At 69.7% G+C, this 26,493-nt stretch carries 28 protein-coding genes; 11 read left to right on the forward strand and 17 right to left on the reverse strand.

The window, feature by feature from the left end; translation table 11 throughout:
• Positions 1-289 precede the first annotated feature (289 nt).
• Positions 290-574, forward strand: coding sequence for a hypothetical protein (locus tag E8A74_RS45215; protein WP_136935375.1), 285 nt, complete (start codon positions 290-292; stop codon positions 572-574).
• A gap of 7 nt (positions 575-581) precedes the next feature.
• Here E8A74_RS45215 and E8A74_RS45220 read toward each other — a convergent pair whose 3' ends face one another.
• The 6 genes from E8A74_RS45220 to E8A74_RS45245 all read right to left on the reverse strand — a co-directional run bounded on the left by E8A74_RS45220 (position 582) and on the right by E8A74_RS45245 (position 8,073).
• Positions 582-1,829: a CinA family nicotinamide mononucleotide deamidase-related protein gene (locus tag E8A74_RS45220; RefSeq protein WP_136935376.1), complete on the reverse strand. Its 1,248-nt coding sequence runs from the start codon at positions 1,827-1,829 to the stop codon at positions 582-584.
• A 68-nt stretch (positions 1,830-1,897) separates the two neighbouring features.
• Complete coding sequence (locus E8A74_RS45225; protein ID WP_232380037.1) at positions 1,898-2,830, reverse strand: formylglycine-generating enzyme family protein; 933 nt, start codon at positions 2,828-2,830, stop codon at positions 1,898-1,900.
• Positions 2,817-4,400 carry a carboxypeptidase-like regulatory domain-containing protein gene (locus tag E8A74_RS45230; protein ID WP_136935377.1) on the reverse strand — a complete coding sequence of 528 codons (1,584 nt, stop codon included), beginning with the start codon at positions 4,398-4,400 and terminating at the stop codon, positions 2,817-2,819. The genes E8A74_RS45225 and E8A74_RS45230 overlap by 14 nt, the downstream gene beginning before the upstream one ends.
• Complete coding sequence (locus E8A74_RS45235; RefSeq protein ID WP_136935378.1) at positions 4,397-5,296, reverse strand: zinc ribbon domain-containing protein; 900 nt, start codon at positions 5,294-5,296, stop codon at positions 4,397-4,399. Before E8A74_RS45235 ends, E8A74_RS45230 begins: the two co-directional genes overlap by 4 nt.
• Positions 5,293-5,838, reverse strand: a complete 546-nt coding sequence (locus tag E8A74_RS45240; RefSeq protein ID WP_136935379.1) for a cytochrome c-type biogenesis protein — start codon at positions 5,836-5,838, stop codon at positions 5,293-5,295. Before E8A74_RS45240 ends, E8A74_RS45235 begins: the two co-directional genes overlap by 4 nt.
• Positions 5,839-5,844: 6 nt before the next feature.
• Positions 5,845-8,073 carry a heme lyase CcmF/NrfE family subunit gene (locus tag E8A74_RS45245; RefSeq protein WP_232380038.1) on the reverse strand — a complete coding sequence of 743 codons (2,229 nt, stop codon included), beginning with the start codon at positions 8,071-8,073 and terminating at the stop codon, positions 5,845-5,847.
• Positions 8,074-8,239: 166 nt separating this feature from the next.
• Here E8A74_RS45245 and E8A74_RS45250 point away from each other — a divergent pair, with 166 nt between their 5' ends.
• The 4 genes from E8A74_RS45250 (at position 8,240) to E8A74_RS45265 (ending at position 13,480) form a co-directional block, all read left to right on the forward strand.
• A complete protein-coding gene (locus E8A74_RS45250) occupies positions 8,240-9,499 on the forward strand; it encodes a LeuA family protein (RefSeq protein WP_136935380.1) in 1,260 nt (419 codons plus the stop codon).
• Positions 9,500-9,750: 251 nt separating this feature from the next.
• A complete protein-coding gene (locus E8A74_RS45255) occupies positions 9,751-10,023 on the forward strand; it encodes a type II toxin-antitoxin system Phd/YefM family antitoxin (protein WP_136935381.1) in 273 nt (90 codons plus the stop codon).
• On the forward strand, positions 10,020-10,445 hold the full coding sequence (locus E8A74_RS45260; protein WP_136935382.1) for a type II toxin-antitoxin system VapC family toxin: 426 nt from the start codon (positions 10,020-10,022) through the stop codon (positions 10,443-10,445). Before E8A74_RS45255 ends, E8A74_RS45260 begins: the two co-directional genes overlap by 4 nt.
• An 80-nt stretch (positions 10,446-10,525) precedes the next feature.
• A complete protein-coding gene (locus E8A74_RS45265) occupies positions 10,526-13,480 on the forward strand; it encodes a carboxypeptidase regulatory-like domain-containing protein (RefSeq protein WP_136935383.1) in 2,955 nt (984 codons plus the stop codon).
• Position 13,481: 1 nt separating this feature from the next.
• On the opposite strand, the gene E8A74_RS45270 is transcribed toward E8A74_RS45265, so the two are convergent.
• The gene (locus E8A74_RS45270; RefSeq protein WP_136935384.1) at positions 13,482-13,877 is read right to left on the reverse strand and encodes a hypothetical protein; all 396 of its coding nucleotides are present in this window, start codon (positions 13,875-13,877) and stop codon (positions 13,482-13,484) included.
• A gap of 218 nt (positions 13,878-14,095) precedes the next feature.
• Between E8A74_RS45270 and E8A74_RS45275 the strand changes: the two genes are divergently transcribed.
• The gene (locus tag E8A74_RS45275; protein ID WP_136935385.1) at positions 14,096-14,851 is read left to right on the forward strand and encodes an HAD family hydrolase; all 756 of its coding nucleotides are present in this window, start codon (positions 14,096-14,098) and stop codon (positions 14,849-14,851) included.
• On the forward strand, positions 14,848-16,182 hold the full coding sequence (locus E8A74_RS45280; RefSeq protein ID WP_136935386.1) for a hypothetical protein: 1,335 nt from the start codon (positions 14,848-14,850) through the stop codon (positions 16,180-16,182). Before E8A74_RS45275 ends, E8A74_RS45280 begins: the two co-directional genes overlap by 4 nt.
• Here the strand turns inward: E8A74_RS45280 and E8A74_RS45285 are convergent.
• Both E8A74_RS45285 and E8A74_RS45290 read right to left on the reverse strand, forming a co-directional pair.
• Positions 16,179-16,613, reverse strand: coding sequence for an acyl-CoA thioesterase (locus E8A74_RS45285; protein WP_136935387.1), 435 nt, complete (start codon positions 16,611-16,613; stop codon positions 16,179-16,181). The genes E8A74_RS45280 and E8A74_RS45285 overlap by 4 nt on opposite strands.
• Positions 16,613-17,467 carry a hypothetical protein gene (locus E8A74_RS45290; RefSeq protein WP_136935388.1) on the reverse strand — a complete coding sequence of 285 codons (855 nt, stop codon included), beginning with the start codon at positions 17,465-17,467 and terminating at the stop codon, positions 16,613-16,615. Before E8A74_RS45290 ends, E8A74_RS45285 begins: the two co-directional genes overlap by 1 nt.
• A 182-nt stretch (positions 17,468-17,649) precedes the next feature.
• Here E8A74_RS45290 and E8A74_RS45295 point away from each other — a divergent pair, with 182 nt between their 5' ends.
• Positions 17,650-18,138: a hypothetical protein gene (locus tag E8A74_RS45295; RefSeq protein WP_136935389.1), complete on the forward strand. Its 489-nt coding sequence runs from the start codon at positions 17,650-17,652 to the stop codon at positions 18,136-18,138.
• Between the two features lie 10 nt (positions 18,139-18,148).
• Here E8A74_RS45295 and E8A74_RS45300 read toward each other — a convergent pair whose 3' ends face one another.
• Together E8A74_RS45300 and E8A74_RS45305 are read right to left on the reverse strand one after the other, a co-directional pair.
• Entirely contained in the window at positions 18,149-18,619 is a 471-nt protein-coding gene (locus E8A74_RS45300) for a hypothetical protein (RefSeq protein ID WP_136935390.1), read from the reverse strand.
• A gap of 725 nt (positions 18,620-19,344) precedes the next feature.
• On the reverse strand, positions 19,345-19,926 hold the full coding sequence (locus E8A74_RS45305) for a Uma2 family endonuclease (RefSeq protein ID WP_136935391.1): 582 nt from the start codon (positions 19,924-19,926) through the stop codon (positions 19,345-19,347).
• A gap of 95 nt (positions 19,927-20,021) precedes the next feature.
• On the opposite strand from E8A74_RS45305, the gene hpt reads away from it, so the two are divergent.
• On the forward strand, positions 20,022-20,549 hold the full coding sequence (gene hpt, locus E8A74_RS45310; protein WP_136935392.1) for a hypoxanthine phosphoribosyltransferase: 528 nt from the start codon (positions 20,022-20,024) through the stop codon (positions 20,547-20,549).
• Positions 20,546-20,860, forward strand: a complete 315-nt coding sequence (locus E8A74_RS45315; RefSeq protein WP_136935393.1) for a tetratricopeptide repeat protein — start codon at positions 20,546-20,548, stop codon at positions 20,858-20,860. The genes hpt and E8A74_RS45315 overlap by 4 nt, the downstream gene beginning before the upstream one ends.
• Here the strand turns inward: E8A74_RS45315 and E8A74_RS45320 are convergent.
• The 3 genes from E8A74_RS45320 to E8A74_RS45330 all read right to left on the reverse strand — a co-directional run bounded on the left by E8A74_RS45320 (position 20,830) and on the right by E8A74_RS45330 (position 23,582).
• Positions 20,830-22,302 (reverse strand): replication-associated recombination protein A, encoded by a 1,473-nt coding sequence (locus E8A74_RS45320; RefSeq protein WP_136935394.1) that lies wholly within the window; start codon positions 22,300-22,302, stop codon positions 20,830-20,832. The two genes, E8A74_RS45315 and E8A74_RS45320, sit on opposite strands and share 31 nt — an antisense overlap.
• A 1-nt stretch (position 22,303) precedes the next feature.
• On the reverse strand, positions 22,304-22,807 hold the full coding sequence (locus tag E8A74_RS45325; protein ID WP_170229868.1) for a TlpA family protein disulfide reductase: 504 nt from the start codon (positions 22,805-22,807) through the stop codon (positions 22,304-22,306).
• Between the two features lie 82 nt (positions 22,808-22,889).
• Entirely contained in the window at positions 22,890-23,582 is a 693-nt protein-coding gene (locus E8A74_RS45330) for a YggS family pyridoxal phosphate-dependent enzyme (protein ID WP_232380039.1), read from the reverse strand.
• 173 nt (positions 23,583-23,755) lie between these two features.
• Between E8A74_RS45330 and E8A74_RS54375 the strand changes: the two genes are divergently transcribed.
• Positions 23,756-24,136: a hypothetical protein gene (locus E8A74_RS54375; RefSeq protein ID WP_211365610.1), complete on the forward strand. Its 381-nt coding sequence runs from the start codon at positions 23,756-23,758 to the stop codon at positions 24,134-24,136.
• 393 nt (positions 24,137-24,529) lie between these two features.
• Here E8A74_RS54375 and E8A74_RS45340 read toward each other — a convergent pair whose 3' ends face one another.
• The 3 genes from E8A74_RS45340 to E8A74_RS45350 all read right to left on the reverse strand — a co-directional run bounded on the left by E8A74_RS45340 (position 24,530) and on the right by E8A74_RS45350 (position 26,460).
• Positions 24,530-25,036, reverse strand: coding sequence for a cyclic nucleotide-binding domain-containing protein (locus E8A74_RS45340; RefSeq protein ID WP_136935397.1), 507 nt, complete (start codon positions 25,034-25,036; stop codon positions 24,530-24,532).
• Entirely contained in the window at positions 25,027-25,938 is a 912-nt protein-coding gene (locus E8A74_RS45345) for a hypothetical protein (RefSeq protein ID WP_136935398.1), read from the reverse strand. Before E8A74_RS45345 ends, E8A74_RS45340 begins: the two co-directional genes overlap by 10 nt.
• A 72-nt stretch (positions 25,939-26,010) precedes the next feature.
• Positions 26,011-26,460 carry a GNAT family N-acetyltransferase gene (locus E8A74_RS45350; RefSeq protein ID WP_232380040.1) on the reverse strand — a complete coding sequence of 150 codons (450 nt, stop codon included), beginning with the start codon at positions 26,458-26,460 and terminating at the stop codon, positions 26,011-26,013.
• Positions 26,461-26,493 lie beyond the last annotated feature (33 nt).

Raw genomic sequence — 26,493 nt, forward strand, 5'->3', positions numbered from 1 at the left:
CGGCCTCGGGCGCAGCGGCCACGGGGGCCGGTGTGGAGGGCGTGGCCTGCGCCGCGGGCGGCGGCGGGGCCGGGGGCGGCGCAGGCGGCGGCGCGGACGCGCAGGCGGCGAAGAGGACGGCCGTGGTGGTCAGGGCGAACGAGCTGGAAAGGCGGCGCATGGCGCGATGCAACAAGCCATTTCCAGAGGCGCGTCAAGCGTCATTGTGGTGCAGCCCGCGGAACCCTGGCGGCGGCCGGGTGTCCTGCAAGGGATGAGGGTTCACGCTCATGCGTTGCGCGGTTGGCTCGTGGGTCGACGGCTCGAGAAGCCTCGATGGATCGCGGCGCAGGTGACCACAGTTGTGTGGCTCGCGAGGGGCACGTTTTTCCTCGTGGCGGCCGCGACGGTGGTCGCGGGTACCGCAGTCATCGAGGCACGGCCAGGGCTCATGCCCCCCGTGCAGATCGAGCCCCTGCCGTTTTTCGGGGCGCACACGTGTATCTACCCGAGTGACGTGGAAGAACCGCCGGCGCCCCCGCCCGAAGAGGAGCCGCCCTGCTCGCGAAAGGGCAAACGCTCGGGCGCGCGCTGACGGCCCGTTACTGCGCCCGCTCGGGCAAACCGAGCGCAATGCGGCGGAGCAGATCCAGCACGGCATACGCCGCCGCGATCTGCACCTCCTCGCGTTCGCCCTGAAAGACCTTGCTGCGCACGACCGTGCCGCCCGGATGCGCGACGGCCCAGTACACGAGGCCCACGGGTTTCTCGGCCGTGCCGCCCGTCGGGCCCGCGATGCCCGTCACCGACAGGCCCACGTCCGTCTCGCAGGTGCGACGCACACCCTCGGCCATCTCCGCCGCCACCTCGGCCGACACCGCGCCGTGGCCCCGCAGCGTGTCCTCCGAGACTCCGAGCAGCCGCGTCTTCGCGCTGTTCGCGTACACCACCGCGCCGCCCACGAGGTAATCGCTCGCCGGATATCGCGTCAGCATGTGCGCGATGAGCCCGCCCGTGCACGACTCCGCGAGCGCCAGCCGATAGCCGCGGCTGCGCACCGCGCGGCCCACCATCTCGGTGAACGCCTCGTCGCCCTCGCCGTACACCACGTCGCCGAGCCGCGCCTTCACCTCGGTCGCGGCCCGCAGCGCGAGGTCCCGCGCGACCTCGCGATTGGCGCCCCGCGCGTGCACCTTCACGTCGACCTCGGGGAAATGCACCCGATACCCGAGCGTCACGCCCGCGTGCGTGCCCTCGATGCCCGCGAGCGCCTGCCCGACGAGGCTCTCGCCGAGCCCGTACGTCCGCAGGCGCACCTGGAACGTGTTGTTCGGCGCCGAGGGCCGGATCCGCGGCAAGACCTGGTCCGTGAACATGCGCTTCATCTCGCGCGGCACGCCCGGCAGGAAGAAGAGCGGCGTGTCCCCGATCGAGACCGCAAACCCCGGCGCCGAGCCCACGCTGTTCGGCAGCACGTCCGCGCCCGCCGGCAGATCGGCCTGCTTCTCGTGGCCCGCGTTCATCGTCTTGCCGCGCGACTCCACGCGCCGCCGGATCGCGAGCAGCGCGCTCTCGTCCCGCACGAGCGACACGCCCGCGGCGCTCGCGGCGGCGGCCGCCGTCAGATCATCCGTGGTCGGGCCAAGCCCGCCCGTCACGACGACGAGCCGGTGCGTCTTTGCGAGCGTGCGCAACGTCGCGACGATCTGCTCCACGTCGTCGGGGATCGCGTCGATCACATCCACAGTGAAGCCCGCGGCCGTCAGCTCCGCGGAGATCCACGCCGCGTTCGTGTTGACGATTTCGCCTCGGGTGAGCTCGGTACCGATCGAGAGAATCGCGGCGGTCATTTTGGGGGCATGCACTCTATCCCATCGCGCGCCCTTGACGAGGGCCTCGATGGCGAAAAAGCCACGATTCAGCGCGGAAGGGCGCCGCCCTCGGCCGCCGCCGCGAACGGATACACACACCGGAAGCCGACCTCGGCCGCGCGCGTGCTCGCCGCGATCTCCAGGCGATTCCAGCTTCGCAGCGCGCTCGCCGCGCCGTCCCCGAACGACCCGCCCCGCGCCTCGGCGAGCGCCGGGCCCTCGGCCACGCCCGCTTTGGGCGCCGCCCACTCGGCCACGTTGCCGGCGAGATCGTGCGCACCCTCGGGCGAAGCGCCGTCCGGATGCGAGCCCGCGACCTCGGGCCCCGCCGCGCCCTCACCACAAGGCCCGCGCACGAGCCCCCACGCCGCCCGTCGACAAACCGCGCCCGTATCGCCCCAAGCATACCGTCGGCCTTTGGCGCCCGCCGCCGCGAAGGCGAGCTCTTCCGGCGTCGGGAGCGAGCCGCCGGCCCACGCGCAAAACGTCCGCGCCTCGGACAAACCCACGCGGGAGAGCGCACGACCGGGCTCGCCCGAGAGCGCGACGGGCGTGCAAGCGGACGCGGCCACGCAGGCGGCATAACGCGCCTCCGTGACCTCGTAGGCGTCGAGGGCGAAGGCCTCCATCGGCACGGCGCGCGGCGTGACCTGACCTTGCGCCTCCCAATCACTCGGCCCGATCCGCAAGAGGCCGGCCGCGATGCCCACGGCGCGCGGCGTGGCCACGCACCCGGCCTCCGTCACGACGAGCCCCGCCGCGCATCGATCGGGTTTGCCCACGCAACGATCGCCCGCGAGGGTTTGTCCTTCCCCACAACAACGCGCGCCGAGCGGCGTCATCCCGGGCGCGCACCGGGCCGGCGGCGCGGCGCGGTCGCGCGCCACGAGCACCACGGCGACGGCGAGCCCGATCGAAAGGGCGAAGAGGCCGATCGTCCGGACAACCGGCCTCGCCCCGCGCGCCTCAGGCCGAGCCACCCTCGCCGCGGGCCTCCCCTCGGGGTCGTCGTGTACCTTCCCGATCGCGCCTGCGCTGCTCGGCGCGCGCGGCCTTCACCTCGTCGAGGCGCGCCTCGATCCGCGCGAGCGCGTCGAGCAGCGCGGCCTTGAGCCGACCGTATGTCTTCGGACCGATGTCGCCCTTCCGATGCGCCTTCTCCAGCGCGACGAACTCGCCGAGCAGCGCCTCGCGTGCTTCGAGCAGATCGTCCTTCGCCTCGTCGGGCACCGCGCCCTCGGCGCGCTGGCGGATCGTGTACGCCGCGGCGAGCCCGGCCGCCGAGAGCGCGAAGAGCAACGCGAACCAGCGCGTGTTTCCGGGCACGGGCAGGCCCGTGATGGTGATGTCGAGCGCGTTGATGCCGCGCTCGCCTTGCATCGCCTGGCGCATCGTCACCATCACCTTGCGGCCGTCGCGGCCCGCCTGGCGTTGCGCCTCGGGGAAGCCGGCGACCTGGAGGCCCATGGTCTTGTTCGCCTCGGAGAAGATGCGCACCTCGCCCACGCGCGGCGGCAGCTCGACGCGGAAGGTTTGGCGATCCTTGCCTTCGAGCGGGACCTGGTAGCTGAACGAGGCCTCGTGCCGACCGGGCGCGATCGTGCCGGAGAGCCACGGCCCCTTCGTGGGTTCGTCGACGAACCGCACGTCGGTCATGCCGTCGGGGATGCGGAAGGCTTGGTACCCCTCGGGCAAGCCGACCTGCGCGGCGCCCTTGCCCGGCACCCACGCGACCTTGCCGATGTTGAAGACGTTGAAGAGCTGCTCGACCGAGAGCACGCCCTCGCGCAGCGACACGAACACGAACGCCTGCGCGCCGACGAGCGCGCCTTCGACGTTGTCGGTCGCTTCGTAGGCGTGCAAAACGACGCGCTTGCCGGCCTTGTCGGAGAGCGCGAACGCGTCGGTCGCGTACGTGCCGAGGCCACGCATCGTGGTGATGCGGTAACTCGTGCCGGCGCCGACGGGCAGCCCGTCGAGCCGCGCCGTGCCTTCCGCGTCGGTCGTGACCTCACGGCGCTCGCGCTTGTCGCCTTGCGCCACGCTGCTCTTGAGGATGCCGAGGATCGCGGTCGCGTTCGGGATCGGGCGCTCGTCGGCGTCGCGGATCGTGAAGACCATCGTGCCCGGCGGGAGCGTCTGATCTTCGACCGCGGTGTCGGGCGGCGCCTCGAAAAACCCGCTGTTCCCGCCGCGGCGCGGCGCATCCCCGTGCGGGTTCCCTCCGTGCGGATTCGCGCCATGCGGCGATTCGCCGGCGTGGGGATCGGCCTCCGCGCCTTCGTCGACGCTCGGATGCCCCGGCGGCAGCTCACCGACGTCGGGATGTCCGGCGGGAAGCGGTCCGGCCGTCTTGCCGCCGTCCCCCGCGCCCGCATCCCCGGGCCCCGCGTCGGGTTTGTCCGCGCTGGGCTTGTCCTTCTCGGCCTTCTTCGCCGCGGCGGGGTTGTCCTCGCCGGCGGCGGTCGCCACGTGCGGCAGCGAGATCGCGGCGGCGACCGTGAGGGCCGCGCCGAGGATCCCGAGGCGGGTTCGTCGGATCGAATTCATGACGCCTCCGCCCCCTCGTCGGCCTTCTTCGCCTCGCGGGTCTCCTCCGCGGGCTCGGGTGCGGCCATGCGCGCGCCGCATTTCTTGCAGAACAAAGCGTCCTCGTCGTTCTCCGTGCCGCACGCATCACACGCGTGTTGCGCGGCGGCCTCGTCGCTCGTCGCTTTCGCGGGCGCCTTCGCCTTCTTCTTTTTCTTGGGCTTTTTCGAGGCCTCATCGGCCTCTTCCTTCGCCGCCGCGGGCTCCGGCGCGGCCTTGGCCTCCGCCTTCGGCGCTGGTGCCTCCGCGGCCTCCGCGGCGTCGCCCGCCTCGTCGTCCTCGTCCGTCTCTTCCTTCTCGCCGTCGAGCAGGCCGAGCTGCTTCAGGCGCCGCTGCACGAGCACCTCCGCCCGCTCGCGGCCGGGCGCCGCGTTCTGATCGAGGGCTCGCAGCAGGCGCTTGGCCTCGGCGCGGTATTTCGCGACGAGGGCGCGATAGTCCTCCTCGCTGATCTTGCCGACGCTGCGCTCGAATTCGAGGTCCTTGAGCGCGCGGATCACGGCGCGCTTCTGCTCTTCCTCGGCGCGAGGCGGAGCCCCGATCGCGTAGGCGTCGGCGCCCGAGAGCGGCGTCTCGCCGAGCAGCGTGCGCAGGCTCGCCCAGAAGCTCGCGATCACCGTCACGAGCACGCCGGCCGCGAGGACCAGGATGGCCGTGGGCACGTCGACGAACATGCCCCCGAGGAGCGCGAGGATGGCCGTCACGGCCGGAACGCCGAACTTCACGGCATCCGCGATCTTGCGCTCCAGCTCCTGGTCGACGTTCGAAGGCTCCGCTCCGGCACGCGGAGCTGCGTCTCCGAGCCCGCGGTCCCGCTTGTCCGCGGCGCGTTTGTCCGTGCTGGTCTCGGAGCTCATTCGTCGTCGAGGTCCTTCAGCTCCTGATCGAGCCTGTCGTCGTACGCGTCACGCTTGTTGTTTTTGGTCGTGGCCTTCGTCCCCGCGGGCCCTGCTGCTGCGGCGAGGCCACGTCGTTGCCAGCGTCGGAGCACGACGAACACGAGCCCGGCTCCGGCCACGATCGCCGTGAGGGGCACGACCCAGAGCGCGCGGCTCGCGCCCTGGTTGCGCGGCACGGCGAGTGATTTGGGCCCGTACATCGAGACGTAGACGTCCTGCGCCTGCTCCACGGTCTTGCCCTCGGCGAGCATCTCGCGCAGCGCGGTGCGGCGCTGGTGCGCGATGTCGCACGGGCAGGTGCCGAGCGTCTCGCGCGGGCAGCCGCAGGTGCAGATGAGGCTCCAGAAGAGCTGGCGCTCGGTCTCGTTCTGGATCGACACGGTCCCCGTGCTGCCCGTGTGCTGTCCGTGCGCGAGGTGCGGATCGAACGTCAGCCACGCGGCGGCAATGCCGGCCGCGGTGAGCAGCGCGAGGTGGAGCGGTGTTCGTCGGGTCGTCATTCGGCGTTACTTGGCGGGAGCGAGGGCAGCGCCGGGCAGGGGCGCAGGGGAGGGGGCTTCGATCGCCGGCGCAGGCGGGGCACGCGGGGCGCCCGTCCCGCCGTAGGCGAGCGAGGGGCCGGCCGCGAGGAGCAGGGCGAAGATGACGGACGTCGCGACCGAGGCCGCGGCGCGGATGTAGCCGAACGCGCCCGCCTCCTCCAGCGCGACCTCGGGCCACATCGACACGATCGCGCCGAGGATCAGGATGCCCACGCCGATCCAGATGAAGTTCACGAGCGGGTTCACGTGGAACTGGAACGAGGCGACCTTCGTCGTCGGGTTGACCATTCCTACGATCACGTAGAGATCGTCGCGGATGGTCATGTGCTTGGCGACCTCGGTCGAGGGCTGATCGGCGCCGGTCTTGTAGATGAACTTGGCCGGCGTGACGCGGCCGATGGGCTTGCCCTGACGGACCACGTCGAGGTCCGTGAAGATCATGCGCTTCTCGTTGTCGACCTCCATGCGCGGGCCGACGTACGTCATGGAGTAGTAGTCGACCTGGGCCGTCTCGCCCGGCGACATGCTGAGCTCCTTGTCGACGCCCCACGCGCGACCGGTGAAGCCGAGGAACATGAGCGCGATGCCCACGTGCACGACGTAACCGCCGTAGCGGCGGCGCGACTTCGCCACGAGGTTGAAGAGCGAGGCGAAGAGGTTCTCGTCGCTCTTGCTCCGCTGCCGCGCCGCGACGCCGCGGTAGAACTCCTGCACGACGACGGTGATGTTGAACGCGACGAGCATCACCGTGACGAACGGCAGCTTGCCCGAGACCCAGGCGAGCGCGCGGCCGAGCGTGCCCTCGTAGATCGGCGCGGCGTCATAGAACGCCGGGTAGTTGAAGCGCTTGCCGATCAAGAGGTGGATCGCGCCGACGACGAGCATCACCGCGACGGGCCAGCGGAAGCTCTTCACGAAGAGCTCCGGGCTCGTCTTGCGCCAGCCGAGCAGCGGAGCTGCGCCCATGGCGAAGAAGATCACGAGCGCGAGGGGCGGGATCCAGGTGTTGTAGAACGTCGGCCCGAGCGTCGACTCCTGGTTGAGCAGCCACTCGCTGATGCGCGGCCACGTCGTCGCCGTCGCGATGAACACCGTCAGGCTCAGGAAGCCCCAGTTGTTCAGCACGAACGCCGCCTCGCGCGAGAGCACGGACTCGAAGGCGCCCTCGCTCCGGAGCCGCGGCAAACGCCAGACGATCAGCGAGATGCTCACCGCGGCGATGACGCCCATGTAATAGACGAAGAAGATGCCGATGCCGGACTGGGCGAAGGAGTGCACGCTCGAAATCAGGCCGGAGCGCGTGAGGAACGTGCCGAAGATCGTGAGGAAGAACGTCGCGCAGATGAGGAAGACGTTCCAGACCTTCAGCATCCCGCGCCGCTCCTGGATCATCGTCGAGTGCACGTAGGCGCTCGCCGTGAGCCACGGCAAAAACGCCGCGTTCTCCACGGGATCCCAGGCCCAGTAGCCGCCCCAGCCGAGCTCCTCGTAGGCCCAGAGCATGCCGAGCGCATTGCCGATCGAGAGGAAGAGCCAGGCGAAGAGCATCCACTTGCGCGTGGCCACGATCCACTCGTTGTCGAGCCTTCCTGTGGCGAGCGCCGCGATCGCGAACGCGAAGGGGATCGCCGAGCTCGTGAACCCGATGTAGAGGCTCGGCGGGTGGATGATCATGTAGAAGTTGCGGAGCTGGTAGTTCAGCCCGCTGCCATCCACCGGCGCGCCGCCCGCGCTCGTCGCGAAGGGGTTCGCCGCGAAAATCATGAGGATCGCGAAGAAGCCGATGATGGTCATCAGCGTCGCGATCACGAAGGGCTGAAGCTCGAGGTACTTGCGCCGGAGCCACGTCACGCAGCCCGCGGAGAAGACCGACGTGAGGAAGAGCCACCAGAGCAGGGAGCCGTCTTGGCCGCCCCAGAGCGCCGCGACGAGGTACGGCGTGGTCATCGAGCGGTCGCTGTACCGGGCGACGTAGCTGATGCGGAAATCGTGGCTCACGAAGGCGAACGCGAGCACGAGGACCGAGAGGCCGACGAGGGACACGGTGCCGTACGCGCCCAGCCGAGCTGCCTGGAGCAGGCGTGGCCTGCCGGTGCTCGAGGCGAGCGCGACGGCGAACGTGTACGCCGCGGCGATCAGGATCGCGTAAAGAACGCCGGTTCCGAACTCGGGGAGCGATTGCCAGATCGACATGGCGGGGGGCAGAGCTTAGGCCGGCCACGGAGCCGGGGCCACGTCTACGCGCCCTATTTCCCGAGGACGCCTCGTCGCCGCTCATCGGGCGCGACGCGAGACGACGCGCGGCGGCAAATACGCGTCCCCTCGTCCGACGGGAGCGAACACGATTATACTCTTCCACATGAGCGCCACGCCCGACTTCCGATCCGACGACCTCATCTACGACTGGAACGAGATCGGCCGAAAAGGGCGCTTGATCCCCCGGGACGTCACGTTCTTCGACGAGACGCTGCGCGACGGTCTGCAGAACCCCTCGGTCGCGGATCCGAACATCGAGCAAAAGCTCAAGCTGATTCACCTGATGTCCAAGATCGGCATCCACGTCGCGGACATCGGCCTGCCTGGCAGCTCGAAGCGTGCCTTCGACGACGTGCTGCGCATGTGCCGCGAGATCACGGACAACCGCCTGCCGCTCGGCGTGGCGTGTGCGGGTCGCACCGTGGCCTCCGACATCACGCCGATGATCGAGATCTCCCAGCGCGCGGGGATCCCCGTGGAGGTCTACTGTTTCATCGGATCGAGCCCGATTCGCCAGCTCGCCGAGGACTGGGACCTCGACACGATCGTCAAGCGTAGCGCCGAGGCGATCGACGTGGCGGTGAAGGCAGGCCTGCCCGTCGCGTACGTGACGGAAGACACGACGCGCTCGCGGCCGGACATGCTGGCGACGTTGTTCAAGATGGCGATCGACCACGGCGCATCGAGGCTGTGCCTCTGCGACACCGTGGGTCACGCGACGCCGGACGGCGTGCGCAACCTGATCTCGTTCACGAAGGCGATCATCGCGGGCCACGGGTCGGACGGAAAGGTCCGCATCGACTGGCACGGGCACAACGATCGGGGGCTCGCGCTGGAGAACGCGTTGTGGGCGCTGGAGTTCGGGGCGGATCGGGTGCACGGGACGGCGCTCGGGATCGGCGAGCGCGTGGGGAACGCGGCGATGGAGCTGATCCTGCTCAATCTGAAGCTCCTCGGGCTCCTGGAGCACCAGGACCTCACGCACATGCTGGAGTATTGCAACACGGCGGCGGAGGCGGTGGGCTGGCAGATCCCGATCAACTATCCGCTCGTCGGCCGCGACGCGTTCCGCACGGCGACGGGCGTGCACGCAGCGGCGATCATCAAGGCGCAAGGCAAGGGCGACGCGTGGCTCGCGGACCGCATCTACTCGGGCGTGCCGGCGGGCATGTTCGGACGGAAGCAGGAGATCTGCGTGGGGTACATGTCGGGCGCCTCCAACGTGAATTTCTGGCTGCGGCAGCGGAGGATCGAGCCGTCGAAGGAGCTCGTGGAGGCGATCCTGAAGAAGGCCAAAGGGTCGAGCCACATCCTCTCGGACGAGGAGATCCTGGCGGTTGTTGATGAGGTGAACGCGCGGTAGGGGGTCGATCGACCTGGTCGAGCCGGTCGCGGACGGGGTGGAGGGGGTCGATCGACCTGTTGGAGCTGGTCGTGGATGGGGTGGAGGGGGTCGATCGACCCGTTCGAGCCGGTCGTGGATGGGGTGGAGGGGGTCGATCGACCTGTTGGAGCCGGTCGTGGATGGGGTGGAGGGGGTCGATCGACCTGTTGGAGCCGGTCGCGGACGGGGTGGAGGGGGTCGATCGACCTGTTCGGGAGAATGAGGTCACCATGAAGGGCACGGCCAAGCGGACGGGGAAGGTGTGGCGGCTCGAAGAAGCAAAGAGCCGGCTCGGCGAGGTCGTCGACGAGGCCAAAAAGCACGGGCCGCAGGTGATCCGAAGGCGCGGGGTCGAGGCGGCGGTCGTCCTGTCGTTCGATGATTACGTGAAGCTCGTGAAGCCCAAGGGGAGCCTGGTCGAGTTCCTCGCGGGCTCTCCGCTGGCCGGCTCGGAGCTCGAGGTCGAGCGATCGAAGGATCCCGGACGTCCGGTGGATCTGTGAAGTATCTGCTGGACACGTGCGTCCTCTCCGAGTTCGCGAAGCCGCGGCCCAACCCGAACGTGCTGGCGTGGCTCGAAGAACGCGACGAAGCCGCGCTCTTTCTGAGCGTGCTTACGTTGGGGGAGCTGCAGAAAGGGATCGAGAAGCTTCCGAACAGCCGGCGGAAGACGGCGCTTCAGGAGTGGCTCGATCACGACATGCGGGAGCGGTTCGCCGGTCGCTTGCTCGACGTGACCGAGGAGATCGCGCTCACGTGGGGCAGGCTGCAGGGCGAGGTCGAGCGTCGTGGGCAGACGTTACCCGTCATCGATGCGCTCGTCGGGGCGACCGCGCTCGCGCATGGGCTCGTGGTCGTGACCCGGAACGAGACCGACATCGGGCGCACCGGAGTTCGCATCATCGATCCCTGGGCAGACGAGTGACCGCACGCGCACGGATCGGCCTCTGACGACCGCCTCTTGCCGCTGGTCCCCTCGCGCCATGCGCGCTAGCACCGAACAACGTGAGCACCCCGCCCCCCGCTCCGAAGCCGTCGCGATACGCGCGGCTCGTCGCGCTGCTCGCGACGCTCGTGAGCCTGCTCTACGTGGCGGGGCTCTTCGATACGCGGCTCTCGCCGTTCGACCTCGCCATGCAGGCGCCCGCGCTTCCCGCGGTGCTCACCACACGCGACGCCGATGTGCGTGTGGCCATCGTCGACGAGCACGATCGCCCGCTGCCCGGAGCTGTCGTGCGGCTGTTCTCGATTCAGGGCGGGACCACGTACTTCGCCGGTGAAGCGCGCGCAGGGGAGGACGGCGTCGCTTCACTCGAAGGCATGCCGCGCGGAGAAACGTGGCTCCTCGCGTATGCCGAGGGGCGCGCGCGAGGGTCGGTCCGGGTCGTGCTCGGCGCCGGGGAGCGCGTCGTGCGGCTCGTGCTTCAGCCGGCCGCGGCGATCGATGTCGTCGTCGTCGACGAGGCCGAAAAGCCGTTCCCCAGCGCGAAGATCACCGTCACCGGCGGCGATCCGCTCCCGTTCGTGGCCATGACCGGCGCGGATGGGCGCGCGCGGATCGATCGGCTGGGGCAGGGGCCGTTTTCGGTGCGCGCGACGGCGCGCGGGTACGATGACGTCGTACGGACGGGGGTTTTGCCGGGGCCGGTTCCCGTGCGGATCAAGCTCGAACGGCTCGGCGCGTTCGAGGTGTCGGTCGTGGAAGCCGACGGAAAACCCGCGCCCTATGCGCGTGTGCTCTGCGCGGGCGCGGGGCTCTGGCCGGCGCGCAGCACGGTCGCCGATGCGAACGGCGTCGCGCGGATCGTGGGGCTCCGGCGGGGCGGGTACGATCTCAAGGCCGAGCTTGGCGAACGCGTGAGCGCGACGGAGCTCGGCGTCGAGCTCGAGCGCGCCGTGACGAAGCCCGTGAAGCTCGTGCTCGGCGCAGGCCGAAGGATCACGGTGAAGGTGACCGACGGCGAGTCCGAGGACGCGCCGCCCGTGAAGGAAGCGAGCGTCGTGCTCGCCGAAGAAGGCCTGAGCCCCTTCCCGATCCACGGTCGTACGGACGCAAAAGGTGTGGTCGTGCTCGGCCCGATCGCGCTCGGCTACGCGACCGTCAGCGCGCGCGCTCCAGGCTTCGTGCCGCGGAGCGCGGTGCCCGTCGACGACGACGCGACCGAGGTGCGTGTCTCGCTCCTGCGCGGCGGCGCGCTCGTCGGCGAGGTCGTCGATGATCGAGGGTTTCCCGTCGGCGGCGCGACGATCGAGGTCGTCGGCGTGGACATCGAGGGCATGCCGATCGACGAGACGAGCGCGATGGCCGAGTTCCGCGACGATCACTTCGACCTCGCGCTGCCCGGCCCGCTCCCGCTCTTGCCCATCGGCGAGCTCGGCGTGATGCCTGGCCCCATTCCCGACCTGCCGCGCGCCGGCGCCTTCGCCGCCACCTCGCTCGGCGGCGGTGATCCGTGGGTCACGCGCGGGGACGGCGAGTTCCGCGCCGAGCCCATCCCGCCCGGCCGCGTGCACGCCATCGTCCGGCACCCCGACTACGTCGAGGCCGAGAGCGAGACCGTCACCATCGTCTCCGGCGGCGAGGCCCGCGTGAAGGTCGTGCTGCATCAAGGCGGCTCGCTCGAAGGCCGCGTCGTCGACGCCGATCACCGCCCCGTCTCCGGCGCGCGCGTCGAGATCGCCGCCGCCGCCGGCACGCTCGAACGCGTCACCTACACCGACGACAGCGGCAGTTTTGCCTTTGCCGCCGTCCCGGACGAGGTCTTGATCAGCGTCGCGCGCCCCGAGACGCCGAGCGACGTCGCGGCGCGGCTCATCGTCGAGATCCCGGATCACGAGCGCAAGGAGGTCGAGATCGTCCTGCCGCGCCAGCGTGATGCCGTCGTCGTGCACGTCACCGACGATCGCGGCTATCCGCTCGATCGTGTCGAGGTGCGCGCTGTCTCCCTCGACCCCACGGTCCCGCTACGCCGCACGTTCTTCACGGACGATGACGGCGACGTCGAGATCCCCGACGCCGCGGGTTTGCCACTTCGTTTCGTGCTGACGCGGCCGAGCAAGGCGCCGCGCGTCGAGGAGGTCGAGATCGCCCCGGCGAAGCTCACGTACGAGCTCGCTGAAGGCATCACGGCGCGCGGCGAGGTCACGGGGCGCGACGGACGCGAGCGCATCGAGGGCGCCGAGGTCGTGGTCTACACCGACGCGGGCGTGCGCCGCGCACGCAGCGACGCCGAGGGCGCGTTCGAGGTAAAAGACCTCGCGCCGGGCCGCGTGCGGATCGTTGCCTCCCATCCGGACTGGGCGACGAACGAGAAGATCGCCGCCGTTGCGCCCGCGCCGAGCCGCGAGGTGGATCTCGGCGCCGTCGATCTCGCCGAGGCCGGCGAGGTCGAGGGCACGGTGATCGATCCGAACGACGAACCCGTCGCGGGCGCGCGCGTGGCGGCGGGCCTCGTGCCCACGTACCTGCCGCTCGGCCCGCTCCCGCGTGGCGTCGTCACCACGGATCGCGAGGGACACTTCAAGATCGTCGGCGTGCCCGAGGGCGATGCGACGATCGAGGCGTATTCGTCGGACCTCGGCCGTGCGTCGACGAACGTGAAGGTCCGCGCGGGTCGGAGCACGTCACGCGTGGACATCACGCTGCCGGGCGAGGGGAGCGCGAAGGGCGAGCCGAAGGGCGCGGGCAGCATCGCGCTCACGCTCGGCGAGCGGACCGAGCGCGGGGCGAAGGTGATCGTCGTCGTGATGGTGCCGCCGAACGGCGAGGCCGAGCTCGCGGGGGTCGAGCCGGGCGATCGCCTGCTCAAGGTGAACGATCGCGAGGTGCGGACGATCGAGGATGCGCGCCGGCGCATCTCGGGGCCGCTCGCCGAGGACGTGGTGCTGACGCTCGCGCCGGATGGGGACGGGGAAAAGCCGCGGAGGCTGCGGGTCCGGCGCGAGCGCGTGCGGCGGTAGCTCAGTTCTGCACGGACTTCACGAGCACGATCTCCCGACCGTCCCCGATCCGCCACCGGAGCTGACCTTCTCCGACGAACGAAAGCTCTGCCTCGTCGCGGCCTCCCTCCTCGCGCAGAAAGCTCACGAGCAGGCGGTCGCCGTTTGCCTCCGTCACCCGGAACGAGCCGGTTCGCGGCGACTCCGCGGGGATCGTCACCGTCACCTTGTTCCCGGCGAACTCGAACGCCGTGCCTTTCACCCAGCCCATGGCCTTGGCGAGGTGCGGCTCCGGCACGTTTTCGATCGATTCTCCGAGCCATCGCCCCTGGAGCCGGTCCTTCGGCGTCTTGCCGCATCCCGACGCGAACAGGGCGACGGCCGCCAGCACGAGGGCCGTCTTCTTGGAAAAACGCATGGGCCTCCGGCCGACGAAGCAAGGCCGCGATCTCCACTCGCGTGCCAGGTCCGCCGGCTGGGCAAAACGTTAAGGGAGCCTGGATCCTGGGGCCAACAAATGTAGGAGATCAGGCGACAATGTGCCGACGTGGAGGTGTGTCCCCTACGTCCCTACGCCCCTGGCTCGCCACCTTCGGCTGGACAAGGAGCCTCGACCTGCGCCAAGGCTAGCGTCCGGTGGGAGCACTTTTCACGCATCGAAGGCTCGGCGAGGTCGAACGCAAGCGGCTGCTCCGCGAGGTGCTGGAGCGGGCGCGGGATCGTTCCCGCGGCGCGGGCGTCATCGTCTTCGACCTCGACGGCACGATCATGGACAACCGGCCGCGGGTCGTCGCCATCCTGCACGAGCTCGCCGACCTCTGGCGCGCGCGACACCCGGGCGAGTCGGTCGCCCTCGCCGCCGCCGGCATCGATGACGTCGTCTACGGCCTCGTCGACACGCTGCGACGCCTCGGCGTCAGCGAACCAACGCTCCACGAAGAAGGCTTCCGCTTCTGGCGCGAGCGCTTCTTCTACGACCCGCACATCCGCCACGACACCGAGATCGCCGGCGCGCGCGACTACGTGCGCGCCTGTTACGACGCCGGCGCGGTCATCGTGTACCTGACGGGCCGCGATCTGCCGAACATGGCGCTCGGATCCTTCGCGAGCCTGCGGGATCTCGGCTTTCCGATCGGCGTCGTTGGCACCGAGCTGGTCACGAAACCCGCCTTCGAGACGCCCGACAGCGTCTTCAAGCGTGAGGTCGCGCCGGCGTTCTCGCGGCTCGGCGAGGTCATCGCCGTCTTCGACAACGAGCCGGCGAACTGTAACCTGTTCCTGGAGATCCACCCCGCGTGCACGACGGTCTTCGTGGACACCCAGTACGCCCCCGATCCTCCGCCGCTCGATGCACGTGCCCACGTGATCCATTCCTTCGAGTTCGAGCCATGAAACCCACTGTCGCGCTCGCCCTGCTTCTCCCGGCCCTCGCCGCGTGCGAGGCGCCGCCCGGCTCGCCCCCTTCCTCGACCTCGCCGACCGACGCCGCGAGCCCGAACGCGAGCATCCTGCCCGCGCCCCTCGCCACCGAGGCCGAAGAGGCGCAGCACGACGCCGGCGGCCCCGTCCCCGAGGGCGGCCCGATTGGCCTCATGGCCGACTCCTCGGGCCGGCTCATCATCCCCGACGCGGGCGCGCCGCCGCCGGGGGTTCTTCGTGGCGACGAGGCGATCCCCGCCGAGTCGCCGACCACGAAGGACCTCGCGGGCGCCACGCTCGAAGCCGTCTTCCGCCCGCGCAACGTCCCGCCCGCGCCCCGTGGCCCCGAGATCTCCCAGGACGGCATCAAGGCCGCCGCGGCGCTCACCGCGCCGAAGTGGAAGATCGACCTCACCGACACGGGCCGCATGCGGATCGAGTTCGCCTCGCGCGCGATGCCGCTGCCGCAGCGCTCGGAGATCCGCGCGCGCACCGATCGGTACGGCCACATTGCCCTCTGGCCTGACGCCACCGACTACCGCGTCGTCCCGCCCGGCGCGCTCCGCACCGTGCTCGGCGAGCGTCGCGTCGACGTCACGCCCCTCTCGCCCGGCGTCGCGCGCCCGCTCGGCGAGGGCAAACGCTTGCAGCTCCCCACGCGCAAGGTCGAGATCACGTCGAGCCTCGGCTCGGTGCGGCTCGAGCTCGGCAAGTCCGCGGAGATCGGCGAGGGCGGCGCGCTGCTCTGCCGCGCGCTCGTGGAGATCGTCGGCGTCGATCCGCGCACGTCGGTTTGTCAGGGCGGCGAGGTCCCGCTCGCGGCCGCGTATACGTGGCAGGACGGCGGCGGCATCGACTTCGAGGTCACCACGATCACGCGACGCACCGACATCCCCACGAACGAGACGCTCGTGCCCCCGCCTGGCTCGACGTACCAACCGAGTGGCCTGCCTGCGTCGCCGGGCGGCGTGTTCCTCACGCGCGAGGAGGTCACGGCGTTCCGTTCGTCGGCGGTGCAGCTCCCGCCGCCCACGGATCCGCTCGCGCCCGGCGAAGGGTTCATCGCGGTGAACGCGTCCGACATGCTCGCGTACGTCCTCGTCGACGGCGTGCCCGTCGTCGCGGTCCCGCCGAACGATCAGCGCTACGTCATCGGCACCTTGCGCGGCCGCTACGTGATCCAGTGGCGCACGTTTCTCGGCGATCGCATCGGCCCGGCGAGCACGCTCGACCTCCCGGCGCGCTTCACGTTCGGCGAGGTCCCCGACGCGGGCGCGCCGGACGGGGGCGGCAGCGCGAACTAAACCGTCTCGGGGCTTCGAAACACGGCGGCGATCTCCGGCGGCAACCGCTTCGGCGTGAGCTCGTTCCCCACGCACGCGAGCAGCGTCTCGCCTTCACAGAGCACGTCCGCGCCGCGCAGGATGCGATAGCTGAAGCGCACGGTCACACGCGTCACCTCGGCGCACGTGCTTTCCACGACGAGCGTCTCGTCGAAGCGCGCGGCTTTCCGGTAGCGGAGCTTCGCCTCGACGACGGGCAGGTGGATGCCCATCTCGACCCACTTTTCGTAGGAGATCCCGCGGCGGTGGAGCCAGTCGACGCGGCCGGCTTCGAAGTAGGTCAGGTAGTTCGCGTGGTGCACAATGCCCATGAGGTCCGTCTCGCAGAAGCGGACGGTCAGGGTCATGCGGCTCGTGAGGTGCTCGGGGAGCGGCTCTTTTTCGGTGGGCATCACGATTCGGCGTCGGCCTCGGCAGCGCCGCTGCCCTTCTTTTTCGTCCCTCGCTCGAACATCCGCCGGGCGGCGATGGGCACGAGACGGGGAATGGTCGGATCCTGCTCGTGTGCATTCTCGAAGGCGCGAACGATTTGCGTGAGCAGCAAGAGATTCACGCCATCCGCGCGATCGAGCGAGCCCTGGGTGACCTTCTCGCCCGCGGGCCGCGCCGAGGCGGCGAGCGCTGCGGCCGAGAGCGTGGTTGCGGCGGTCTCCAGCTTTCCGATGTAATCGCCGTCGAGCCGCAGGAGCTTCGCTCGCGTCTTGATCGGTCCGGCCGGGATGCCCAGGTATTTCTTTCCCAGGGCGACGAGCGCTCCGATTCCCCTCGCGAGCGCGGCGGGGTCTTCCGCGGTCCCGACCGCCTGATTCACCTCTTCCTGCGCGGCCGCGTCATTGCCGGCGACGCCGAGCAGGACCGCGCGGGCCTGATCCCGCAGCGACAGCGCCTTCTCGAATGCATCCCGCAATGCGACCTCGAGCGTCGCGCGCGAGGCGCCGCGTGAATCCCCCCGCTCCTCGTGATCGGCGAGCAGGGCGTCGAGCGCGAGCGCCTGGTGCACGGCGATCGAGAGCAACTCCGGCGAAAACCCCCGGAGCGCCTCTTTCTGCGTATCCGTGGCCGATTGCCAGAACGAATACGCGAGCGCATAGAGCCGCCGCACGTCCGTGAGGACCCGGGCCGAGGCGATCTGATTGCCTTTGGCGACGAGCTGCGCCTCGCTGGCGCCGTCGAGCCATGCGTCGAGCAGCGCGGGATCGGGGGGGCCGAGGGCGTTGGCGATGCTCGCGAGGGTGTGTTCGGACATGGGGGTGATTCTCCGGGTGAGGGGGTGAGAGTGGCGGGGCAAGGTAGGACGGGAGGGTGGTAGGTGTAAAGAGTGGGAACGTGGTCGGATAGTTGGCCCCGTGGGGGAGCCTCGGGCAACGAGGATCACCTGTACCCGGGGGCTTGCCGGGAGGACGGGGTCGCGCCGGAGCGGGGTCGTGTATGAAGCGGATGGCTGCCGGGGTGCTGGTGGCGTGGGGGTTCTTGTTCGGGGTGGGGTGCGGGAGCAAATGCAGGAATCCGAAATTGCACGTCGATGACGATGGAATCGAGGGCTCTGCCATTCAGTGCAACATCACGATCATGTGCCCCAACCAGGCAGGGCGCGACCCTTCGGTGGAGCATTTGCAGGGCCTCGTGGATCCGGTCATCCGTGATCACGGCTCCACCAACGAAAGCCATTGCAGGAGGAAGGCGAAACATCGTGGTCACGTTCCGGAACACTGTGAAGTCGCAGCCGCGCCCGCATTGATCTGCCTCGACGGGGCTGGTGCGTCGGACGGACCCGACTTCACCGGGCCCACGGGCGGGACGCTCGTTACGGTGGGCGTCGGTGCCGGTACGGGTGATTATTGGTTCGGCGAGGAGGGCGCGGGCGGCGCCGGGGACGACGAGGCCCACGTCGGCGAGGGGGGGCAGGGCGGGATTTAGCGTCTGGGGGTCACCGAATTGTGCGCTTGCGGGGGTAGCGCCTGGCGGCATCGTACCGTGCCAACCAATCCGTTCCGGCGAGCGCCGGACAGTGCCTCTCCACATCCGCGACGAAGCATGCGTCGTAGACATCGAACATGGCTGCCGTGACGTTCTCCGTCGGAGCCGGGAAGCCAGCTTTGTCGTCGCATCGGCTATCGGCCGCATCGGCGTTGCGCCAGAAGAGAGCGCCCTGCATGTCGTCGCAGGGGGCGCAGAACATGGGGTCGAGGCCCGTGCACTCGTCTTGTTTGGGGCAGAACCCGAGCACACAACCGGCAACACACGCGTCCAGGAAGTCTTCGTCCACGTTCGGGCAGAAGTCCCACTCCCGGCACCCTTCGAAGACGTACCCCAGGTTATCCTCGCAGTGATCGAACAGCGAGTCGTTCTCGTCCGTCACCCGCGCCCCCAGCATGAGCGCGGCGGCGGCGATGATCACGAGGGCGGCGAACGTCGCGCGGCGCGTCTTCGGGCTCGGTGCTCTCACGGGGGTCGCAGGTTACTCCATCGGAGCCTCGATCGCGAGCGCTTCGGTCGGTGTTCTGCGCCCGTCGGGCCAGGGACCCCACACGCGGCACCGGCAGTTGCGGTTGCGGTAGTGTCCATGGTACCGTCGTTCCATCACGCCTTGAATCGTGCTTTGCGCGGCTGCGTGTCTTCTTGGAGAGCCTCTCCTCCAGAGGCGCTTACGATTTCCGCCAGTTATGGCGCCGCTCACGGCGGACTGTGGCGGTCCTTGTTGACACACAAGGAGATCGATTTGCCCGAAATCGATTGGATCGCGCTCGTCGAGCTGACTCTAAAGCGGATTATCATTGAGATCGTGCGGTACGTTTCCCGGCACGTCCGCATCCATCGTGCATTACCGCAGCCAGACCGGCGGCGCATCTGCACCAATCCACGATGCTGCGGTAGCTGAATAGGGCGGCCGGGTTCGGCCATCGGGCATCGTGCGCCGATGGTCGAGCTCGGCCTGCTCTCCTCACGTGCCCGCCTGATCAAGGCAAACACTGGCTTGACCGCCAAGACCATGTGTGCTTGTCCCCGCTGGGATACCCGTCACCCGTCCGCGACCCACCGTCAGGGCGTCGAGGCTCACCGTCAGGGCGTCGAGGCTCACCGTCAGGGCGCCGCGACCCACCGTCAGGGCGCCGCGACTCACCGTCACCCGCCTCGCAGCACCTCGCGAGAAGCCCGCACGGCCTGGCTCTGGTTAGGCGACTCGACGAAGCTCTGGAGCAGCGGAAGGTCGAGCTCTGGCAGAAGAGCACTCCTCGGCGCCTTCTCGTACCGACCGTCCCTGAGGACGTGAACCGAGAAGCCCGCACCTCGCTCCCAGATCCACACCTCGCCCACGCCGAGGCTCCGGTAAATCTCCAGCTTGTTCACCCCGCCACTCGTCCACACGACCTCGATGACGAGTTGCGGAACGTCGCCGCTCGGTACGCCGAGCGCGTAACACGCATCCGGCTCTACACCTCGCTGGCCGAGCACACTCTTCAACGTCCAAGAGCCGTAGCCGTTGAGGCTCAGCCCCCGTTCGTCCGCGTAAGCCTCGATGAGCCGGCAGATCGTCTTCTTGACGGCCTCATGCTGGAAGGACGAACGCAAGAGCTCGATCGATCCGTCGAGGTAGGCCATGCGCGCCCCGGCAAGATCCCCGCGCTCGGCGAGCAGCCTCTCGTAGTCCTGCCACGTCATCCCGTTCAGGATCACCCGCTCGTCCTCGGTCGCCGGAGGCGCCATACCGCCAGCATAGCGCGCCGCGGGACCCGCCGGGAGCGCGCCCCGCGCACGTCCACCTAGGCGCCCCGCGCCGCCGGTGCTAGCTCGCGGACTCGATGGCCACCAACGTCTCCACGATGATCGACGCCGAGAGCATCGCGCAGCGCGTGCGCGAGCTCGGCGCCGAGATCACGCGCGACTACGCCGGGCGCAACCTCGTCCTCGTTTGCGTCCTCAAGGGCAGCTTCGTCTTCACCTCCGACCTCGCGCGCCACATCGATCTCCCGATGCGCGTCGAGTTCCTCGGCGTGCGCAGCTACGGTGAGGACACCAAGTCCTCCGGCGTCGTGCAAATCACGCACGACCTCACCAAGCCCGTCGAGGGCGACCACGTCCTCCTCGTCGAGGACATCGTCGACACGGGCCTCACGATCGCCCACCTGCTCGAGCTGCTCCGCACACGCAAGCCCGCGAGCGTGAAGGTCTGCTCGCTTCTGCACAAGCCTGCGCGCACGCGCATCCAGGTGCCGATCGACTACCTGGGCTTCACGATCGAAGACAAGTTCGTCGTGGGCTACGGGCTCGACTGGGCCGAGCGTTACCGCAACTTGCCGTTCATCGGCCTCGTGGAGTCGGCGTCGTGAGCAAGCGCCTCGCGGTCCTGGAGAGCATGATCCAGAAGGGGTCGAAGGATCCCTTCGCCTGGTATGCGCTCGCGATGGAGTACGCGGGAGCCGATCGGATCGACGACGCGCTCCGCACGTACACGTCGCTGCGCGACATGGATCCGAACTACGTGCCGCAGTACCTCATGTGCGGGCAGATGCTCGTGAAGGCGGGGCGCGTGGACGCGGGGCGCGCGTGGCTCGAAGAGGGTGTCACGCGGGCGCGCGCCAAGGGCGATTCGCACGCGCTCTCGGAGATTCAGTCGGCCTTGTCGGCGCTCGACGACTGAGCCTTCGGATCGGTTTCCTCTTCCCCCTCGGACGACGCCCTCACCCCCGCCCCCTCTCCCTCGCGGGAGAGGGGAGGAGATTGCTGCGCGCGAACCCATCGCACGCGTTCGGCGATCACCTTCTCGTAGCCGCGCTCCGTCGGCTCGTAGAAGTGCGTCCCCGCGATCGCGTCCGGCAGGTACGTCTCGCCCCACGCGACGCCGCCCTTCTCGTTGTGCGCGTAGCGGTATCCCGTCCCGTAGCCTTCGCGCTTCATGAGACCCGTCACCGCGTTGCGTAGCTTCATCGGCACGGGCAGGCTGCCCCTCTCGCGCACGACCTCCTGCGCCGCATGCCACGCGGCGTTGCACGCGTTCGACTTCGGCGCGCACGCCAGGTAGATCGCCGCCTGCGCGAGGAAGTAGGTCCCCTCGGGCATCCCCACGCGCTGGAACGCCGCGTCCGCCGCGACGGCCACGTCGAGCGCGCGCGGGTCCGCGTTGCCCACGTCCTCGCTCGCGAAGATCATCATGCGCCGCAGCAAGAACAGCGGATCGTCGCCCGCCTCCAGCATGCGCATCAACCAGTAGATCGCCGCGTCCGGATCCGAGCCGCGCATCGATTTGATGAACGCGCTGATGACGTTGTAGTGCTCGTCCCCCGCCTTGTCGTAGAGCAGCGTCTTCTGCCCGCTCGTCTGCACCACGTCCTCGCGCGTCACCCGCGCGCGCCCCTCGCGCTTCGCCTCGTCGGCCGCGATCTCCAGCGTCGTCAGCGCCCTCCGCGCGTCGCCCGCCGCGAGCTTCGCGATCGCCTCGATCGCCTCCTCGTCCGCGCCCACGGACCCCGCGAGCCCCTCCGGCGATTCGATCGCGCGCCGGAGAAGCTCCGTGATCCCCTTCTCGTCGAGCAGGTTCAACCGGAACACGCGGCACCGCGAAAGGAGCGGCGCGTTCACGGCGAACGAAGGGTTTTCCGTCGTCGCGCCGATCAGCGTGATCGTCCCGTCCTCCACGTGCGGCAAAAACGCGTCCTGCTGCGCGCGGTTGAACCGGTGGATCTCGTCGACGAACAGGATCGTCCGTTTCCCCTCGTAGGCGCGTGCCTCCTTCGCCGCGGCCATCACCACCCGCAGCTCCGGCACGCCGCCGAGCACCGCGTTGAACGGGACGAAGCGCGCCCGCGTCGACTCCGCCACGATCCGCGCGAGCGTCGTCTTGCCCGATCCCGGCGGCCCCCACAGGATCATCGACGGCACCCGATCGGCCGCGATCGCGTGCGCGAGCAGCTTCCCCTCGCCGACGAGGTGCTCCTGCCCGACGAGGTCCGCGAGCGCGCGCGGCCGCATCCGCTCCGCGAGCGGCACGAGCTCGCCGAGCTTCGGATCACGCTTCAGCGCGGCCTCGAACAACGTCGGGCCCGCGTCCTTCTCGCCGCCGCGAGGGCCTCGCCGGGCCGTCATGTCACCGGTCCATCAGCGCGATCACCGCGCGCTGGATGCTCGACGGATCTCGCCCCACGAAGCGCACCGTGCCCGATCGATCGACCACGAACGTCGTGGGCACCTGCGACACGCCGAACGCGTACTGAAGCCCGTGCCCGCCGTCGTGCACGATCGGGAACGACACGCCGAATGCCTCGGCGCCGGCCGCGGCCTCGTCGGGGCTATCGTCCACGCTCACGCCCACGACCACGAGCCCCTCGGCGCGTCGATCTTGGTAGAGCCGCTCGAGCGCGGGCATCGTCTGCTGACACGAGCCACACCACGACGCCCAGAAATCGATCACGGTCACGTGCGTGCGCAGCGTGCCCGGCACGTCGACCGAGCGCTCGTCGATCGCGGTCTCGTGAAACGGCGGCGACGCGGCGCCGAGCAGCGGATGGCCCATCGACGCGGGCATGGGCGGCGCGCAACCGAAGAGGCCGATCGCGCCCGCGCAAGCGAGCACGCTCGGCGTGGCAGCCATGGGATGAAGAGGACCACGCATGGGTTGCTCGAACTCTAGAGCATCGAACCCTTCGATGCTCTGCGAGATCGTGCAGCGAAGGCTATCGTGCGCCGAAGATGGCCGTGCCGACGCGGACGATCGTCGCGCCCTCCTCGATGGCCACGTGGAAATCGTGGGACATGCCCATCGACAGTTCGGGCAGAAGCGCGGGCGCTTCGAGCGTGTCGCGCAGCGCGCGCAGACGCGCGAAGAACGGACGGACGGCCTCGGGATCGTCGAGGAAGGGCGGGATCGCCATCAGCCCCACGACGCGCAGATGCTCGGCGCGCCTCGCCGCTTCGAGCAACGCTGGCAAGGCTTCGGGCGCGCATCCGGCCTTCGATTCCTCGCCGCCCACGTTCACTTCGAGCAGCACGTCGAGCTTGCGACCGAGCGCGCCGGCGCGTCGATCGAGCTCCGTCGCGAGCTCTTCGCGGTCCACCGTCTGGATCACGGCGGCCACGCTCGCGGCCAGCTTCGCCTTGTTGCGCTGGAGCGCGCCGATGAAGTGCAGCCGCAGCTCCGGCAGGTCCGCGAGCGCCGTGGCCTTTTGCACCAGCTCTTGCACGTAGTTCTCGCCGAAGTCGCGCTGGCCTGCGGCGTACGCGGCGCGGATCGCCTCGGGCGGCTTGGTCTTCGACACCGCGACGAGCCGCACCGCGCGCGGGCTTCGCCCGGCTCGGATCGCTGCTTCGTCGATGCGCGCGCGCACGGCGGCGAGACGCGCGGAGATCGTGCTTTCGTCCTCGTTCACAGGGCCCCACGATACCGCGCCCTGCGCGCCTCGCGAGCGGCACGCCTGTGCCAAAGGCCAGCACGATCCGGGCGTCCGGAGACGTGCCAAGCTGTGCCGCTCTTGTGCCCGTTTCCTCGTGGAAACGACGTCGCACGTCATGGCATGATGGTTGCGGCGTCACGACATCAGCCATGCGAAAGCTCCTCGTCCTCTTCGTCGTCCCGGGCCTCGTCATCTCGGCGTGTACCTTCAACCCGCAACCCGATCCGCCTGGAGCCGAGTCCGGCAGCGCGGGCTCGGGCGCGAACAACGCGGTGGGCGCAGGTGGCGGCGGCGGAGTCCCGTCTTCGGGCGGCACTGGCGGCGATACGACGAGCGGCGATGCCGGGGGGGATGTAGGCGGCGCCGGTGGCGGCGGCGGCGCGGGTGGTGAAGGCGGCGCGGGTGGTGCCGGTGGCTCCGGCGGCATGGGCGGCGCGGGTGGTGCCGGTGGTGCAGGCGGCGCCGGCGGTGCAGGCGGTGCCGGTGGCGCCGGTGGCGCTGGCGGCGCGGGCGGCGCGCGCGGCAAGTAGCCGAGACGGATCGACGCCCTCCCTCCCAACGACGTCCCTCCCCTCGTCCTCCCCACGCTCACGATGACCGAGGGGGTCGCCACGACGCGACCCCCTCGCGTCGCGATGACTTGCGACGGTCGCCTCGCGTCGACCCCCTCGGTGCACGATGACGTGCGGGTGTCGACACGCGGCGACCCCCTCGGTGCACGACGACCTGCGGGTGTCGACACGCGGCGACCTGCTCGGTGCACGATGACGTGCGGGTGTCGACACGCGGCGACCCCCTCGGTGCACGATGACGTGCGGGTGTCGACACGCGGCGACCTGCTCGGTGCGCGATGACCGGCGGAGGTCGACGCGAGGCGACCCCCTCGGGGGACCGTCGCGACCGCTCTCGGCGGTCCGAGGCCCCTAGCCGTTCCGGTTGGGCCGGGTGTACTCGTCGATCACGTTGGCGACGAGCTCGGCGAGCAGGTTGTCGCAGACGCGCAGGCGTCGGGACATCTCGCGCGCGATGTTGAGCACGAGCAACGAGTAGGCGCGGAGGTCGCGCCGGTAGAGCGAGTCGAGGTCGTGCGCGGTGAGGCGAAGCAGCCTCGACGGCGCCACGGCGCGCACCGTCGCCGAGCGCGGGAGCACGTCGAGGATCGACATCTCGCCGAACCAGTCGCCCGGGCCGAGCACGGCCACGCGTGTCTCGTGCTTGCGCTTCGACTGCTTCAAGACCTCCATCTCGCCGTCGAGCAAGACGAACATCTCGCGACCGCTGTCGCCCTCGCGAAACACCACCGCGCCAGGCGGCAGCTCGATCATGTCGAGCGAGCCCGAGAGGTCTTGCAAGACCTCGTCGCCGAGCCCGCCGAACAGGCCGATCTCCCGCAGCCGCTCACTACCCTGGAAGCCGAGTTTCAGAGACATGCGCCGTACGTCACGTTGCCGATGATCACTTCCACTGCATCCGCGCCAATCGTGATCGGCGTACACGACGCGCCCGCAGGACAGCTCGGCGCGTTCACGTTGCAGTACTTCAAGCACACGTCCGAGCTGCCCGTGTTGAAGCACCCGAACGTCGCCGCGCAATCGGTGTCGTCCGTGCACGACGAGTTTTGCGTGCCACTGCCGGCCTCGCGGCACGTCGTGAAGAGCCGCATCTGCCCCGCCGCCTCGCGCCCGAACGTGCAGCCCGTGCCCGCCGCGCAACCGACGTTCGTCGTGGCGTTGCAGTTCTCCGAGCAGAGCGTGACGCCCGGGACCTGGCCGCCGCTGCCGTTGTTGAGCTTGATGACACACAGGCCGCCCGGCGCCGTGCACTGCGCGTCGGTCGAGCAGAACTCGCCGCACGTGCTGAGCGTCGGCGTCGTCGCGAGGCAGATGCCTCCGGGCGCGCAGTCATTGTCGAGGTCGCAGACCCCGCCGATCTGCACGTTGCCCGCGGCCACACACACGCGCGCGTCCGCGCCGTCGATCTGGCACATCTCGCCGGCCGCACACCCGCACTGCGGCGAGACGAGCTTGCAAGGCGTCTCGTTGCACGCGCCGCCGCCGCCGGTTCCGCTCGCGGACGACGACGACGAGGACGAGGACGAACCCGCGCCGCTCCCCGACGAGCTCACCGAGCCGCCGCCCATGCCTCCTGTGCCGCCCATGCCGCTCGCGGACGACGAGCTGTTCGACGACGGACCGGGCCCCGGCCCGCTCTCTTCGCCGCCTTCGCCGCCGCCTCCACCCGTGCCCGTGTACGCGCTGCCTTTCGCGCACGCACCGAGCCCCAATCCCCCGAGCGAAACGAGCGCCATCGCCACGAAAAAGCTTGTTCTCATCGTCACCTCGCGCGAACGGGAGCAAGAGCAAGAAGCGAGAGAAACCTTACGCCCAAGGGGCGAAAGCATCAATCAACGAGCGGCGAGTTCCTTCGTGAACACGATTCGTTGACGACCGGGGCCCGCGTAGTCCTCGACCTCGGCCCTCGACCAGCCGAGGGCGTCGTGGAAGCGCACGGACCCTTCGTTGCCGAGCGTGGTGATTGCTTTCATCTGGCGGCACCCGGCCCCGTGGCAGTCGGCCTCGAACGCGGTGTAGAGCAGGCGCGCGACGCCGCGGCGCCGGTAGTCCGGGTGGATGCCGACGATGTGCACGTAGCCGACCGGCCCTTCGGGCGCGATGAACCCGAACAGGAAGCCCACGAGATGCTCGTCGTGCTCCACCACCCGCGCGAGCCTTCCAAGCTCGTAGAAAAAGATCGGGTGCGCGAGCGCGCTCGTGGGGCCACCCCACCAGCGGTCGATCACGCGTACGACCTCGTCGTAGTCCGACTTCTTGAGGGGTCTCGTCGTCAGTTCCACGGCGCCTCCTGCGTGAGCCCGGCTCGGGCTGCC

The organism is Polyangium fumosum, from assembly GCF_005144585.1.
GTDB lineage: Bacteria > Myxococcota_A > Polyangia > Polyangiales > Polyangiaceae > Polyangium > Polyangium fumosum.